Genomic DNA, 17,210 nt, shown 5'->3' on the forward strand with positions numbered 1-17,210 from the left:
ATTTTCGGTTTTCCAATAACTGAATTACCTGTTTTAGTTGGAATTCAAAATGAAGAAAAAGACGTTTATATGGATATTGTTAATGTTAAAATAATAGATAAAAATGGCAAACATCTAGGCGATTGTTTAGGTGATATTTGCGATGTATATGCAGTAATTCTTACTCAAAACTTAGAAAAAGGAAACTACACTATAAAAATTGGAAATGCGTTACAATCATCAGATTCACAACACCAATATTTACCTAATATACTTGGAGTAGGAATAGATGTAAATAAAGAAAATTAGATTTCTTTTTATTAACTTGATTTCTTCGCTTTAAAAATAAAGTAAAAACCAGCAATAATAAACGGAATACTTAACCATTGTCCGGTAGAAAAAACACCTAAAGCACTTTCAAAACCACCCTGACTTTCTTTTACGTATTCTACAAGAAAACGAACGGTCCAAAGTAAAACTAAAAATAGACCAAAAATATAGCCCAATTTATTTCGAGCATCGGTTTTCCAATACAAATAATATAAAATAGCAAAAACCGCTACATAACCCATTGCTTCATATAATTGCGCAGGATATCGATACGGAATAGCATTAAACGTATCCATAAATTGTGGGTTAGTTTCTATAGCTTTATACGCATCGTTTACATTTGGAATTTGCGTAAGTTGTGTTACTGTATAACTGTTTAGTGTATCTTCGCCTCTAATAAATTTTGTAGCTAAAAAACTAGTTTCAGCTGTAGGTTTTCCTATAATTTCAGAATTAAAGAAATTTCCTAAACGAACAAATATGGCGCCTAATGAAACAGGAAGCACAATACGATCTAAAATCCATAATAACGGTTTATGAATTATTTTTTTACTGTAATAAATCATTACAATTATAATTGCAATTGCGGCACCGTGGCTTGCTAAACCTGCAAAACCTGTAAATTCCCAGCCCGAAGCTGTTTCTTTAATGGGTAATAAAATTTCGAGTTTATGATCTTTAAAATAATCCCAATCGTAAAAAAATACATGTCCTAGTCGCGCCCCAATTAAAGTTGCCAAAACAGTATATACAAAAAGTTTATCTAGTTTTTCAATAGATTCGCCTTCTCTATTATAAATAGCTTTCATTACATACCAACCTAAACCAAAGGCAATTACAAACATTAAACTGTAGTAGCGAATAGTAAAAAAACCAATGTCAATTCCTTCTGATGGATTCCAAATCATAACAAAAACTAATTATTTTTTATAAACGATAAAAGTACTAATAATTATTTAGAAGATGAAAGCAAAAAGTAAAAAGTGAAAAGAAATGACTTTGTTTATTATACTTTTATGGTACAGGGTCGTAACCGCTTCCTCCCCAAGGATGACAACTGCCGATTCTTTTTAAAGCGAGCCAACCTCCTTTAAATAAACCATGTTTTTTTAATGCTTCAATCGTATAATGCGAACAAGTAGGTGAGTAGCGGCAAGTTGCTGGCGTATAGGGTGAAATAACAACTTGATAAAACCGAACTAAAAAAACAAACGGAGCAATAAGAATACTTTTTAGCGTTATTTTTTTAGTTTTTGATGTCATTTTAATATTAATTAATAGAAAAACTGGTACCGTCTTTTCCGTCTTTTAACTGAATGCCTAAAGCAAGAAGTCTATCGCGAATTTCATCAGATAATGCCCAGTTTTTGTTATCGCGTGCTTCTTTTCGCATTTCGATAAGCATATTTACCACACCGTTTAGTTTTGAAGAATCGTTATTTACCGTATTTTCATTAAAATTTAAACCTAATACATCTATTAAAAACCAAGTGAAGGTTTCCTTTAAAAGCGTTAAGTCAGCCTCGGTAATGGTTTCTTTTTTATCTTTAATTAAATTGATAAATTTTACACCTTCAAATAATTGCGCAATAAGAATAGGTGTGTTAAAATCATCATTCATAGCGTCGTAGCAACTTTTTTGCCAAGCCATTACATCGATAGAAGATATTGTATTGGTTTCTAAATTAGCTAACGATTTAAAGCCGTCGGAAATTCGATTAAATCCTTTCTCGCTAGCTAGCATAGCATCGTTAGAAATGTCTAAAACGCTTCTATAATGAGCTTGTAAAAAACAAAAACGAACAATATTTGGATGAAATGGTTTCTCAAAGAAATCGTTATTGCCAGTTACTAGTTCCATAGGAAGTATATAATTTCCTGTCGATTTACTCATTCGTAAACCATTCATAGTAAGCATATTAGTGTGCATCCAATATTTAACAGGCGAGCAACCATAACCCGCTTTAGATTGTGCTACTTCGCACTCGTGGTGTGGAAATTTTAAATCCATTCCACCACCATGAATATCAAAAGTTTCGCCTAAATATTTAGTACTCATAGCGGTACATTCTAAATGCCAACCCGGAAAACCTGCTCCCCAAGGCGAATTCCAGCGCATAATATGTGCGGGTGAAGCATTTTTCCAAAGTGCAAAATCTTGCGGGTTTCGTTTTTCGCTTTGTCCGTCAAGTTCGCGTGTGTTGGCAATCATATCGTCAATATTTCTATTGCTTAATTCGCCATAATGTAACCCTTTTGCATTATATGCTTGCACATCGAAATAAACCGACCCCTTACTTTCGTAAGCAAAACCCAAATTAATAAGTTTTTGAGTTAGTTCAATTTGCTCTAAAATATGTCCTGTTGCAGTAGGTTCAATAGTAGGAGGAAGGAAATTAAAAGTATCGAGTACTTTATGAAAATCGACTGTATATTTTTGTACAATTTCCATAGGTTCTAACTTTTCCAAGCGCGATTGTTTTACAAAACGATCGTTCTCAATATTTCCATCGTCGGTTAAATGGCCAGCATCGGTAATGTTTCGTACATAGCGTACTTTGTAATTTAAGTGTAGTAAGTAACGGTAAATAACATCAAAACTCATAAAAGTACGCACATTACCTAAATGAACATTGCTATAAACTGTAGGACCACAAACATACATACCAACGTTGCCTTCAGTTATAGGTTCAAAATTTTCTTTTTCTCCAGATAATGTATTGTAAACTTTTATTTTTTGATTTTTATAGCGTTCCATTTTTTGGTATTTTTTGAAGACTTTTAAATACGAAATTCAATTAAAATTGGGTTTCTAATTTTATGTAGTCTAAAAATTCTCTACGAACTTTATCTTCTTTAAATTTTCCGCCAAACTCTGCAGTAACGGTGCTGCTTTCGATATCTTTAATACCTCTAGAATTTACGCACAAATGTTTAGCATCAATTATGCAAGCAACATCATCAGTATTTAAAACTTTTTGAAGTTCACGTACAATTTGAATGGTTAAGCGTTCTTGTACTTGAGGTCTTTTTGCATAATATTCAACAATTCGGTTCATTTTAGATAAGCCTACTACTGTTCCGTTAGAAATATAAGCTACGTGTGCACGGCCTACTATTGGTAACAAATGATGCTCGCACGTAGAATAAACCACAATGTTTTTTTCTACAAGCATTTCGCCATATTTGTATTTGTTTTCAAAGGTAGAAGAGCTTGGTTTTTTATCTGGGTGTAAACCGCCAAAAATTTCTTTAACAAACATTTTAGCTACTCGGTTAGGGGTGCCTTTTAAGCTGTCGTCTGTTAAATCCATACCTAAAGTTTCTAAAATATGTTTTACATCGGCTTTAATTATTTCGATTTTTTCATCGTCAGATAATGTAAAAGCATCGCTTCTTAAAGGCGTATCTTCGCTAGTAGCAATATGATTGTTGCCTATTTCGTTATTGTTGCTCATTTTGTAATACAATTTTTGAAAAGTGCAAAGATATTAATTAAAGTTTAAAATTTTGTTTAATATTAAACAACGATAGTTTTTTTATTTAAAAAAATCGTTTTTTATGAATGTGTTAGCAATTAATAAACATTGTAAAAAGATAATAAATAAATATTCCTTACTTTTGCTATTCTTAAATTTTGAAAATAATAAAAATGAAAAGAAATTTTTTTGTATTCCTCTTTTTTATGGGCTTTTTTGTGATGTTTTCGCAAGAAAAATATAAACCGAATTTAGAATTGAAAAATCAATTTATTAGCGAAGTTTATGGTGTTTTAAATACGGATAGCCAGCTTTATAAAAATTTAGATAATTTACTAACTAATAGAATTGAATTTGTAAAAGACAAAGATGTAGATGATAAATATTTTGAAAACATATCCGATTTTCCTCTTTTTAACAAATACAATGTTAGTTTAAAACGCGATAAAAAATTAAATCCAGAGAATTTTAATGTATTAAAATATAATTTAACATTTTATAGCACACAAACACAGGTTTATCGTTTTAGAAGTTCGGATTGGTTAATTATAATCTACCCCAAGTTACAGATTATGAAAAGAATTTAACTATAGTATTGTTTTATTTTCTTTGAATATTCACTTTAGTATTGCTCAAAATTAATATGAGTAATACACCAGTTACTACTTGTGCGGGTACTTTTTACGATTCTGGTGGTGCTTCTGGTAGTTATGGAAATACGCAGACTTTTACTAAAACATTTTGCCCAAGTACACCAGGCTCTATAATTCGGTTTGAATTTACTGAATTTGACTTAGAAAATAATGCCGATTTTTTATATGTATATGATGGCGATAATACAACAGCTCCTTTATTATATACCCTTACAGGCATGGGTAACACGTCGCTTCCTTTTGTTATACAAGCTACTGGCGATAATACTTCGGGTTGCTTAACTTTCGTTTTTATTTCCGATACAAGCACTACGGCAACTGGTTGGAATGCCATAGTTAGCTGTCAGGTTCCTTGTCAAACAATTGTTTCAGAACTTATAAGTTCTTCGCCTGCTGCAGATTCAGCAGATGATATCATAAAGATTTGTGTTGGAGATCAAGTAACTTTTAATGGAAGTGGTACATTTGAAACTTCAAGTGCAGGCGCCACTTATACTTGGGATTTTGATAATGGCGATACTTTATCGGGAGAAACCGTAACTTACACGTTTACATCGTCAGGTGTATTTATTGTTAATTTACTAATAAACGACCCTTTAAATTGTGTGAATTCTAATAGAATCAATCAAGTAGTACAGGTAAGTGATCCACCTACAATTAATTTTAGCACATTGCAAACTAGAATTTGTAAAGGACAAGAATTAGAAATTACAGCTACAATTCCTCCTCAAAATTATTCGTATGAATGTACGCCCCCAGTTGCAGGTGTTACTTTTTTACCCGATGGTAGTGGTGTATCTTACCAAACATCTATTTTAGTAGATTGTTACGAAGCAAATGCTACTTTAACAAATATTAATCAAATTGTTGGAGTTTGTTTAAATATGGAGCATTCTTATTTAGGAGATTTACAAATAGAAATTATAAGTCCTACAGGTGCTTCAACTATTTTAAAAAGCTATGGAAGTGGCGGTGGAGGTACTTTTTTAGGCGATGCAAATGATGCTGCTAGTGGTATTCCAGGACCAGGAATAGGATTTGATTATTGTTTTGCCCCCACAGGCACTACAACACTAACTGCAGGACCTACAACTCCTGTTAATTCGTTTCCTCCAGGAGGAAATGCTGTTCAACCAGGAACATATTTGCCAACAGGTAGTTTTAATGCTTTATTAGGTAGCCCGTTAAACGGTTTTTGGACAATAAAAGTAACTGATAATCTTCAGGTAGACGACGGTTATATTTTCAGTTGGGGTATTAATTTTGATCCATCGTTAACACCGCCCGATTTAACATTTTCGCCAACTATAGAATCTGAGTCTTGGTCATCTGACCCTACAATTGTTACTACAAATAATAATGTGATTACTGTAGCTTCTAATACTCCAGGTTTTTATACTTATACTTACACAGCTACAAACAGTTTTGGTTGTACAACAGTATCCGATATTACTATAGAAGTTGTTGATAACCCAGATGTAGTTGAAGAACCAATAGATTTTTGCGATTATGTGTTATTGCCTTCAGGGGAATATGAATATAATCTTAACAATCACATTCCAGAATTATTAGCATCTGGATTAGACCCATTCGATTACGAAATATTATTCTTTTTAACCGAAGACGATGCTATTAATCAAGTAAACCAAATACCATCTATTTATGCAACAACGATAATTCCTACTACCATTTATGTTACAGTATTAGATTTTGACTTAGCATGTCCTTCTTATACGCAGTTTGATTTGTGTATTGGAGAACTAACTATTCCTACATTAAGTAATATTGAAAAATGTGATAGCGATGGCAACGATGTTGAAATTTTTGATTTAACCCAACAAAATACAGCTGTTTTAGGAGCAAACACGCCAGCTACTGATTATACTATTACCTATCACACATCGCAAGCTGGAGCAGATGATGGAACAATTGATTTAGCTACACCATTTGACAATTTTCCAAACACAGTTAATCCGCAAACCATATATGTTCGTTTAGAAGAAAATAGTACAGGCGATTTTGCAACTCAAACTTTTGAATTGATTTTATATGATATTCCGGTGGTAGATGAGCCTACAAATGTAGCGATTTGCGATAATTATACATTACCAGCATTAACGGTTGGTAACTATTTTGATGGTTCTAACGGAACAGGAACACCATATAATGCAGGCGATGTAATTTCTACAATCGGTACAACTACTTTATATGTTTATGCAGAAACGGGAACTACTCCAAATTGTACTGATGAGCATTCGTTTACCATAACTATTTATGAAACGCCAATAGTAGATGAGCCTACAAATGTAGCGGTTTGCGATAATTATACATTACCAGCATTAACGGTTGGTAACTATTTTGATGGTTCCAATGGAACAGGAACAGCATATAATGCAGGCGATGTAATTTCTACAATCGGTACAACTACTTTATATGTTTATGCAGAAACGGGAACTACTCCAAATTGTACTGATGAACATTCGTTTACCATAACGATAGCTATAACCCCAGACGTTCCTACCATAACCACCACACCACCAAGTTGTAGTGCAGAAGGCACGGCTACCATCACGAATTACGACCCAATGCTCACGTATTCGTTTACACCAAACGATGGTACGAATGTTGGCGCAGGCGGTGTAATTAGCGGAATGGTTGCAGGAACGAATTATACAGTTACAGCAGAAAATGCTTCGGGTTGTGTTTCGGCAGCTTCATTACCATTTAGTATTGCCGCTATATTAGTTACCCCAGACGTTCCTATGATAACCACCACACCACCAAGCTGTAGCGCAAACGGCAGTAGCGCGATAAGCAATTATGACCCAATGCTCACGTATTTGTTTACACCAAACGATGGCACGAGTGTCGGCGCAGGCGGCGTAATTAGCGGAATGGTTATTGGCACAAGTTACACGGTAACAGCAAGTAATGGCAGCTGTACATCGGGTTCATCTTTAAGTTTTAGCAATGCTGCGATGTTGGCATCGCCAATATTTACAAGTATCACAAGTAATACGCCTATTTGTGCAGGCGAAAATGCGGTATTCACTTTTACAGGTACAGCTAATGCTACTATTAATTTTATGGTAGATGGTACTTCTCAATCGGCGATGTTAGATGCTTCTGGAAGTTATGTTTATACGTTAACTAATGCAAGTTCTAATGTTGTTGTAACTATGGTAAATATTCAACAAAATACATGTACTGTTACTTTAACCGATAGTGAAACGGTTGTGGTAAATCCTCTTCCAACAATTAACCCGATTACTAATAATGGTGCTATTTGCGCAGGCGAAAATGCTATTTTTACTATAGAGGGTACACCAAATGCTTTTGTAAATTATGATATAAATGGAGTAGCAGGAACAACTCAAATAGAATCCGATGGCGATGTAGCTGTAGTTGTAATGGGAGCCACAGTTGACCAAGTAATTACATTACAATTGTTAACAGATTCGGTTACTTCATGTACAACAACTTTAACAAACACAGCAACAATATCTGTTTTATCATTACCAACAGCCGATATGAGTACAACAAGTAATTTAGTTTGCTTAAACGGTATGACAACTCTTACTTTTACAGGTACACCAAATGCTACAGTTTCGTTTACAGATGGTACAACAGTATATACAGAAACTTTAGATGGCACAGGTTATGTTGCGTTTACAACACCAATGTTAACAACGACTACTACTTATACTTTAACAAGTGTAGTTTCATCTGGCACACCAAGTTGTACGGTTGCTTTAAGCGATTCTGAAACGATAAGTATTACACCAACGCCCGCCATCACATCGATAGATTATGATGCGATATGCGATGGTGATTTGGCAAATATTTTGGTAAACATGAACAACGCTACAGGTTTTCAGTGGCAAGCTACTTTAACGAATGTTACCTATAATGGTTTTACAAATGGAGATGAAGTTCTCAAATGGTAACATTAAATGGTTCTGGAAACGGACAGATAGTTGAACCTACAACAGTTAATCAAATGTTGCTAGTAACCAATATTTTAAATCCAACAACAAACTGTATGACTAGTTTAAGTAGTACAAGTACAGTTGTGGTAGTACCATTGCCAACAGCCGATATGAGTACAACAAGTAATTTAGTTTGCTTAAACGGCATGACAACACTCACTTTTACAGGTACACCAAATGCTACAGTTTCGTTTACAGATGGTACAACAGTATATACAGAAACTTTAGATGGCACAGGTTATGTTGCGTTTACAACACCAATGTTAACAACGACTACTACTTATACTTTAACAAGTGTAGTTTCATCTGGCACACCAAGTTGTACGGTTGCTTTAAGCGATTCTGAAACGATAAGTATTACACCAACGCCTGCCATCACATCGATAGATTATGATGCGATATGCGATGGTGATTTGGCAAATATTTTGGTAAACATGAACAACGCTACAGGTTTTCAGTGGCAAGCTACTTTAACGAATGTTACCTATAATGGTTTTACAAATGGAGATGAGACAAATATTAATCAAGTAGCGACTTTAACAAATCCGTTACAACAAGGATTTATCACTTTTTCTATTTTACCTATTTTAACAGGTGGTAATTGTTCAGGCTCACCTGAAACTATTAGAGTTTATGTTAACCCAGTGCCTGTTATAACAGATATAACAATTACACCAGATACGGCATCTATTTGTTCGGGCGAATCGGTTACTTTTACAGTTTCGGGCGACCCGAGTGGTATAACATATAATTGGACAGCGGTATTAAACGGCGTTAGTGTTGTAGATGGTATTACTAGTGGAACCACTACTACTGGAATAGTTACCTTAACAGTTGCTAGTACAAGCAATACCACTGCAGGAGATTTTTATGTAAGCTTTACACCCCAAATAGGTTCATGTGTAGGTTTACCAGAGGATAGTGATAGCGTAACAGTTAATCCTATTCCAGGTTCTGTTATTCCATCTGTTTATACAATTTGTAGCGAAACTAGTTTAGCTGATGTGTTTACTATTCAATTAGATTTTCCATTAGTAGCCAATACAGGAGTAGAGTGGTTTGTTATAGATGCAAGTAACAATGTAAGCGGATATTCAGATGGTAGTTTAAGTGCGCCGCCTCCGTTTGTAATTCCCGATACATTATCGGTAAGTGGCGACTCACAAGGTTATGTAATTTATAGAATTTGGACAGTTTCGCCATCGGGCTGTAAAGGCGAATACGAAGATTTTACGGTTTATGTAAACCCTATTCCAAACCCTACAATAGAAGATGGTTCGTTGTGTATAGACGATTTAGGCAATGTGTTCCAAACATATTGGTTACAAGCTACGGGTAATTACAGTACAGGCAATTATGAGTTTGTTTGGTACGATGCAAACGATGCAGTAGTAGCTATAACTACGGTTCCACAGTTAGAGGTAAACACAACGGGTAGTTATTATGTTTTAGTAACCAATTTAGACACAACCTGCGAGGGCGTATCGAACACAGCAGTTGTAAACGAAACAACGCCAGCTACTATTGTAACAGCAACGGTTACCGATTATTTTTCAGATAATGCTACGGTTGTAGTAAATGTTTCAGGCGGATCAGGTACGTTACAATACCAATTAGATGATAGTGGCTACCAAGATAGTCATGTGTTTACCAATGTAAGCACAGGGGATCACACCATAACGGTAATAGACACGCAAGGTTGTACGTTTTTAGAAACTACGGTTCGCGTTATAGATTATCCTAAGTTTTTTACACCCAATGGTGATGGTTACAACGATACTTGGAATATAGCTGGATTAAACCAGCCCGAGGCAAAACTGTATATCTTTGATCGTTATGGCAAGTTACTAAAACAACTAAGCGCTACCGACGATTCGCTAGGTTGGGACGGAACATTTAACGGACAACTAATGCCATCTACGATTATTGGTTCTCGTTAGAATATGTAGAAAACAACGTGGTTAAAGAATTTAAAGCCCATTTTTCTTTGAAACGATAATTTTTATAAAAACTAAAATTAAACAAACTAAAAACGCCACTTATTAAGTGGCGTTTTTAGTTTTAACAAAAATCTTTTAAAATATGTTTGTTAACTACTTTTAATTATTATAAACTGTAAGTGCTTGCTTTAATATTTGTACAGATTTTACTAAATCTTCTTTTTTTAAGACATAAGCAATGCGAACTTCATCAAGCCCAACTCCTGGAGTTGAGTAAAAACCTGCTGCTGGCGCAACCATAACCGTTTCGTTATTAAAATTATAGTCTTCTAATAACCATTGCGCAAAATCATCAGCATTTTTTACTGGAAGTTTTGCAATGCAATAAAAAGCACCTTTAGGTTCTGCAACAGTTACTCCGGGAATTTTATTTAATTCGGTAACCAAAATATCACGACGTTCTTTATATTCTGTAATTACTTCATCAAAATAACTTTTTGGTGTGTCTAAAGCCGCTTCACTAGCTATTTGAGCATAAGTAGGAGGGCTTAATCGTGCTTGAGCAAATTTCATTGCAGTAGCCATAACTTCTTTATTTTTAGAAACAATACAGCCTATTCGAGCTCCGCACATGCTGTAACGTTTTGAAACCGAATCAATCATTATAGCATTATCTTCAATACCTGGAACATTCATTACTGAATAATGCTGTAATCCATCGTAAGCAAATTCACGATAAACTTCGTCAGCTATTAAAAATAAATCGTGTTTTTTTACAATTTCAGCTAATTTTAATATTTCTTCTTTAGAATATAAATAACCAGTTGGGTTACCTGGATTACAAATTAAAATGGCTTTTGTTTTAGGCGTAATTAATTTTTCAAACGCCTCAATTGAAGGTAACGCAAAATTATCTTCAATTGATGACATTACTGGTACAACTTTTACACCCGATGCCGTTGAAAACCCGTTGTAATTTGCATAAAATGGTTCAGGAATAATAATTTCGTCTTCAGTATCCATTACGGTTCCCATAGCAAAAAGTAACGCTTCTGAGCCACCTGTTGTAATAATTATATCTTGCGATTCAATAGGTAAATTATGTGATTTATAATATGCGGATAACTTACTTCTGTAACTTTCAAACCCTGCAGAATGCGAGTATTCTAAAACTGAAATAGCAGCATTTTTAACAGCATTAAGGGCAACTTCAGGGGTTTTTATATCGGGTTGACCAATGTTTAAATGATAAACTTTTGTACCTCTTTTTTTGGCGCCTTCGGCGTAAGGAACTAACTTACGAATAGGGGACTCGGGCATTTGCATCCCTTTTCTAGATATTTTTGGCATCGTGTGTAGATTTTAAACTGCAAAATTGCATTTTTTTTATTGGTTGTAAAAGTAGTAATTAAAATTATTATCTTTATTACAACACAAATTTATGCTATGAATATTTTTAAACAAATTTGTTTGTTTAGTTTTTTAGTAATTTATTCAATTGGTTTTACTCAAATAAATTGGAATTCTAACAAAAAGAAAATTGCAATTCCTTTTGAGTTTACTCATAACTTAATTATTGTTAAAGTAAGTATTAACAATGTAAATTTAGAAATGATAGTTGATACAGGAGCTGAAAAAAATATTTTATTTAATTTTCCAAGTGTACAAAACATAACTTTTTACAGCACAAGAACAGTTCAAATTAGTGGACTAGGAAGTGGCGATAACTTAGAAGCGGTGGTTTCTAGCAACAATAATTTTATAATAAAAGATATTCAAGACACTAATTTTGAGGTATTATTATTACTAAACAATAATATTAATTTGGTTAATAAATTAGGAATGCCTATTAATGGTATTTTGGGCTCTTCATTTTTTAAAGATTATTTGGTAGAAATTAATTACGCAAAGAAGAAATTATTTTTATATAAAAATAGCGCTTCATTTTATAAACGCAAAGTTAAAAAATACGATAGTATAGATGTACAATTCATAAAATCGAAACCCTACATTAAAATTCCAGTTGATGATGCTACAAAAAAATTAGAAACTATTTTATTATTCGATTCGGGTTTAAGTGATGGATTATGGCTATTTGAAGATGAAAATATTATGTGTAATCAAAATCATTTTGAAGATGTTTTAGGTATTGGTCTTGGCGGCGATGTTAAAGGCAAAAAATCGCGAGTAAAAAAATTGCAAATAGCGAATTATAAGCTTAACGATGCGTTAGTATCATATCCAGATAGCATTTCGTTGCAAAATATTTTTTCCAACTCTAAAAGTATTCGTAACGGCTCTATTGGTGGCGAAATTTTAAAGCGTTTCAATTGGGTTTTAGATTATAATAAAAACGTGTTTTATTTTGTAAAAAATAAATTGTTTAGCGAACCTTTTAATTATAATATGTCGGGTATTGAAGTGCAACACGAAGGAGTTGAATGGATTAGAGAAATAACACGTACTACAGAAAAATCTACCTATAATACTATAGACGCGAAAGAATTTATTTATGACAATCCCGATTTAAAAAACACTTTCGAGTACAAATTAAAACCCGTATTTATTGTCTATAATATTAGAGAAAACTCTCCAGCCCATAGAGCAGGAATAAAAATTAACGATAAAATTGTAAGTATTAATGGTAAAAAGGCATACGATTATTCCATAAAAAAAATAACCGAATTGTTTCAATCTGAAGAAGGTAAAAAAGTAAAAATTAAAATAGATCGAAACGGAGAAGAAATAGATTTTGAATTTTATCTTGAAAAAATACTATAAAAAAACTCCCATTTTCGGGAGTTTCTTTTTACTTACTTAAGTTATTCTCAGATTTTACAACAACATTTCCTTTTATTCGCAACGGAACAATACCATTTGGTTTATTCACAGCATTTGTTTCAACAGTAATGGTTTTGCTAATAGCACCAGGATTCATATTGTATTTTACCACAATTTTATCACTTTTTCCAGGAGCAATAGGCGTTTTAGGCCATTCGGGTACGGTACACCCACAACTCGATTTTACATCTTTAATAACAAGAGGTGCATCGCCCGTATTCGTAAAAACAAATTCTCGCACACCACTATCAACACCTTTAACAACTTCTCCATAATTAATAGTTTCCGCTTCAAATGCTATACTTGCACCCGCTTGGGCAAAAACAGTGCAACCAAATAAAACCAATACAATATTTAAAATTTTTTTCATTTTCTTAATTTTTAAGTTACGTAAAAATAGCTACTAGAAAATTAAACAACAAGTAATTTAACCTTTTTTATTTTCGTATATATCCTTACTTTTGCCAATAAAATACAAAAAGTGTACCAAACTATAATTTACAAACGAGTCATTAGTAAGTACTTGTAGTCAATTTTCCCGCTGTTCGCGCTACACGGTAGCTCGCTTCCATCGGGGTTAGGCGGTTTACGTCTTACATTTTTTTAAACTAATTTTTACATTATACAATATTCAACAATACAATATACATTTATAAAAATGATACCTTCACAATTTAATCCACAAGAAGTAGAAAAAAAATGGTACGATTACTGGATGAAAAACAATTATTTTCATTCTAAACCCGATAATCGTACACCTTACACTATAGTAATTCCACCACCCAATGTAACAGGCGTTTTACACATGGGGCATATGCTTAACAATACTATTCAAGATGTATTAATTCGTCGTGCCCGTTTACAAGGTTTTAATGCTTGTTGGGTGCCTGGTACCGATCATGCTTCAATTGCAACCGAAGCAAAAGTAGTTGCCAAGCTTAAATCGGAAGGTATTAACAAAAACGATTTAACACGCGAAGAATTTTTAAAACACGCCTACGACTGGACCGATAAATATGGCGGAACCATTTTAGAACAATTAAAACAATTGGGTTGTTCTTGCGATTGGGACAGAACTAAATTTACGATGGACGAAGACATGAGTGCATCGGTTATTAAATCGTTTGTAGATTTATACAATAAAGGTTATATATACAGAGGGTATCGTATGGTAAACTGGGATCCAGAAGCCAAAACTACTTTATCTGATGAAGAAGTGATATATGAAGAACGTCAAGGAAAATTATACCATTTACGTTATCAAATAGAAGGTACAAACGATTATGTAACCATCGCTACCACGCGCCCCGAAACCATTTTGGGCGATACTGCTATTTGTATCAATCCAAACGATGAACGCTATACACATCTTAAAGATAAAAAAGCAATTGTACCTATTTGTAATCGTGTAATTCCTATTATTTTCGACGAATATGTAGATATGGAATTTGGTACAGGTTGTTTAAAAGTTACACCAGCGCACGATGTAAACGATAAAGAATTAGGCGACAAACACAATTTGGAAATTATTGATATTTTTAATGAAGATGCTACTTTAAATTCATTCGGATTGCAGTATGCAGGAAAAGACCGTTTTGTAGTTCGCGACGAAATTGCAAAAGAATTAGAACAAATAGGTGCTTTGGTAAAAACCGAAACCCATATCAACAAAGTAGGAACATCAGAACGAACAAAAGCGGTAATCGAACCAAGACTTTCGGACCAATGGTTTTTAAAAATGGAAGAGTTGGTAAAACCAGCTATAAAAGCCGTTTTAGAGACTGACGAAGTTAAGTTGTATCCGTCTCGTTTCAACAATACGTACCGCCATTGGATGGAAAACATTCGCGATTGGAATATTTCCCGTCAATTGTGGTGGGGGCAACAAATTCCGGCGTATTATTATGGCGAAGGGAAAAACGATTTTGTAGTTGCCGAAAATAAGGAAGAAGCATTAGAATTAGCTAAAAAGGCGTCATTAAACGATGCTTTAACGTTAACCGATTTAAAACAAGACGCCGATGCTTTAGATACGTGGTTTTCGTCTTGGTTATGGCCGATGTCGGTTTTTGGAGGTGTTTTAGAACCCGAAAATGAAGAATTTAAGTATTATTACCCAACCAACGATTTGGTAACTGGTCCCGATATTTTATTTTTTTGGGTTGCTCGTATGATTATTGCTGGCTATGAATATGCCGATGCAAAACCATTTTCAAATGTGTATTTAACTGGATTGGTTCGCGATAAGCAAGGACGTAAAATGTCGAAATCGCTTGGAAATTCGCCCGATCCTTTAGAATTAATCGAAAAATTTGGCGCCGATGGTGTTCGTTGTGGTTTGTTGTTGAGTTCATCGGCAGGAAACGATATTTTATTTGATGAAGAATTGTGTAACCAAGGAAAAGGTTTTGCAACTAAAATATGGAATGCTTTTCGCTTGATAAAAGGTTGGGAAGTAGCCGATATTGCACAACCCGAAGCGGCAAAAGTAGCAATAGATTGGTATGAAAATAAATTACAAAAAACCTTAGCCGAAATTGAAGATCATTTTAGTAAATATCGTATTTCGGACGCGTTAATGGCGATTTACAAACTGGTTTGGGACGATTTTTGTTCGTGGTTTTTAGAAATGATAAAACCAGGTTATCAACAACCAATCGATAAAGTTACTTTTGATAAAGCCATTGACATGCTAGAAGCCAACTTGAAGTTGTTGCACCCATTTATGCCGTTTTTGACCGAAGAAATTTGGCAACATATTACCGAAAGAACTTCAGAAGAAGCTCTAATTGTAGCACAATGGCCAGAGGCGAAACCTTTTGATGAAAAATTAATAACCGATTTTGATTTTGCAACCGAAGTAATTTCTGGAATTCGTACCATTAGAAAAGATAAAAATATTTCCTTTAAAGAAGCTATTGAATTACATGTTATCAATAACGAAAAAGCTTCGACTTTGTTTGATACTGTAATTATGAAATTAGGAAATGTTGTTGATTTAATTTATGTTAATGATAAAGTTAGCGGCGCTTTATCGTATCGTGTAAAATCGAATGAATATTTTATTCCAGTAGGTGGTAGTATTGATATTTCTGCTGAAATTGATAAATTAACTGAAGAATTAAATTACACGAAAGGCTTTTTAAAATCGGTACAAGGTAAGTTGGCCAACGAAAAATTTGTTGCTGGTGCACCCGAGCAAGTAATTGCTAACGAACGCAAAAAAGAAGCCGATGCGTTAGCCAAAATTGCTACACTCGAAGACAGTTTAGCCAATTTACAATAAACTAAAAATCCCGATTTATCGGGATTTTTAGTATAAACATAAAAGAATTTATTGTAATCTACTCATAGTGCATTTAAAAGCTAAAAGTTATTAAGCGACGTCACTTCGAGTAATTTTTCGTAGTAAAGCGAAGAAAAATTTTATCGAGAAGTATTAAATTGTAAGTTCTTGATACATTTCTTAAATAAATTTGCATAAAATTTATCCAAGAAATACTAGAACTCACGAAATAAACAAATAAAATTTTCTAAATGACTATGGGTTGTAATCTATAAAAATAAAAATTTAATCTTCTTCATTGCTATCGGTATCCTCATTTATATTTTCACTTTCTTCAAAGTCAAATTCGAAAAATGAAAAAGTAGTACCACCATAACTTTTCGAAAAAGAAAAATTTTCAATATGTTCTAATTTTGTATCTTTAGAATGTTCTACAATTAGCATTCCTTCCTCATCTAGAATAGGTTTGTTTAAAATTTGCAGCACCATTTCTTCAAATTTTTCTTGAGATAAGTGGTAAGGCGGGTCAGCAAAAACAATATCGAACGAAGTATTGCAGCGTTCTAAAAATTTAAATACATCACTCTTAATGGCGGTAATATCAAAATCTAATTCGGTTGCAGTTTTTTTTATAAAACTTACGCAGCCAAAATCGGCATCAATGCAAGTAATAGGAGAGGAACCACGAGAAGCAAATTCGTAACTTATATTGC

The 17,210-nt window shown here is 33.7% G+C and carries 13 protein-coding genes; 6 read left to right on the top strand and 7 right to left on the bottom strand.

Features of this window, described 5'->3' with window-relative positions; genetic code table 11:
- On the top strand, window positions 1–288 hold a 288-nt coding region (locus R2808_RS10245; protein ID WP_371270906.1), incomplete at its 5' end, for a hypothetical protein.
- Between the two features lie 11 nt (window positions 289–299).
- On the opposite strand, the gene lgt is transcribed toward R2808_RS10245, so the two are convergent.
- The 4 genes from lgt to folE form a co-directional block, all read right to left on the bottom strand.
- Window positions 300–1,217, bottom strand: a complete 918-nt coding sequence (lgt, locus tag R2808_RS10250; protein ID WP_371270907.1) for a prolipoprotein diacylglyceryl transferase — start codon at window positions 1,215–1,217, stop codon at window positions 300–302.
- Window positions 1,218–1,323: 106 nt separating this feature from the next.
- Complete coding sequence (yidD, locus tag R2808_RS10255) at window positions 1,324–1,572, bottom strand: membrane protein insertion efficiency factor YidD (protein WP_371270908.1); 249 nt, start codon at window positions 1,570–1,572, stop codon at window positions 1,324–1,326.
- 7 nt (window positions 1,573–1,579) lie between these two features.
- On the bottom strand, window positions 1,580–3,067 hold the full coding sequence (cysS, locus tag R2808_RS10260; RefSeq protein WP_371270909.1) for a cysteine--tRNA ligase: 1,488 nt from the start codon (window positions 3,065–3,067) through the stop codon (window positions 1,580–1,582).
- Window positions 3,068–3,107: 40 nt separating this feature from the next.
- Complete coding sequence (folE, locus tag R2808_RS10265) at window positions 3,108–3,767, bottom strand: GTP cyclohydrolase I FolE (RefSeq protein ID WP_371270910.1); 660 nt, start codon at window positions 3,765–3,767, stop codon at window positions 3,108–3,110.
- A gap of 194 nt (window positions 3,768–3,961) precedes the next feature.
- On the opposite strand from folE, the gene R2808_RS10270 reads away from it, so the two are divergent.
- The 3 genes from R2808_RS10270 to R2808_RS10280 are packed head-to-tail and all read left to right on the top strand — an operon-like array spanning window position 3,962 to window position 10,370.
- Window positions 3,962–4,375, top strand: a complete 414-nt coding sequence (locus tag R2808_RS10270) for a hypothetical protein (protein WP_371270911.1) — start codon at window positions 3,962–3,964, stop codon at window positions 4,373–4,375.
- Window positions 4,376–4,431: 56 nt separating this feature from the next.
- On the top strand, window positions 4,432–8,388 hold the full coding sequence (locus R2808_RS10275; protein ID WP_371270912.1) for a PKD domain-containing protein: 3,957 nt from the start codon (window positions 4,432–4,434) through the stop codon (window positions 8,386–8,388).
- A complete protein-coding gene (locus R2808_RS10280) occupies window positions 8,382–10,370 on the top strand; it encodes a T9SS type B sorting domain-containing protein (protein ID WP_371270913.1) in 1,989 nt (662 codons plus the stop codon). The genes R2808_RS10275 and R2808_RS10280 overlap by 7 nt, the downstream gene beginning before the upstream one ends.
- A 159-nt stretch (window positions 10,371–10,529) precedes the next feature.
- Here R2808_RS10280 and R2808_RS10285 read toward each other — a convergent pair whose 3' ends face one another.
- Entirely contained in the window at window positions 10,530–11,720 is a 1,191-nt protein-coding gene (locus R2808_RS10285) for a pyridoxal phosphate-dependent aminotransferase (protein ID WP_371270914.1), read from the bottom strand.
- Between the two features lie 96 nt (window positions 11,721–11,816).
- Here R2808_RS10285 and R2808_RS10290 point away from each other — a divergent pair, with 96 nt between their 5' ends.
- A complete protein-coding gene (locus tag R2808_RS10290) occupies window positions 11,817–13,151 on the top strand; it encodes a PDZ domain-containing protein (protein WP_371270915.1) in 1,335 nt (444 codons plus the stop codon).
- 28 nt (window positions 13,152–13,179) lie between these two features.
- Here R2808_RS10290 and R2808_RS10295 read toward each other — a convergent pair whose 3' ends face one another.
- Entirely contained in the window at window positions 13,180–13,581 is a 402-nt protein-coding gene (locus R2808_RS10295) for a DUF1573 domain-containing protein (protein ID WP_371270916.1), read from the bottom strand.
- 288 nt (window positions 13,582–13,869) lie between these two features.
- Here R2808_RS10295 and R2808_RS10300 point away from each other — a divergent pair, with 288 nt between their 5' ends.
- On the top strand, window positions 13,870–16,497 hold the full coding sequence (locus R2808_RS10300; protein ID WP_371270917.1) for a valine--tRNA ligase: 2,628 nt from the start codon (window positions 13,870–13,872) through the stop codon (window positions 16,495–16,497).
- A gap of 285 nt (window positions 16,498–16,782) precedes the next feature.
- Here the strand turns inward: R2808_RS10300 and R2808_RS10305 are convergent.
- The coding region (locus R2808_RS10305) for an RsmD family RNA methyltransferase (protein WP_371270918.1) at window positions 16,783–17,210 on the bottom strand (428 nt) is incomplete at its 5' end.

The sequence above is a fragment of the Flavobacterium sp. genome (genome assembly GCF_041392005.1).
Lineage (GTDB): Bacteria > Bacteroidota > Bacteroidia > Flavobacteriales > Flavobacteriaceae > Flavobacterium.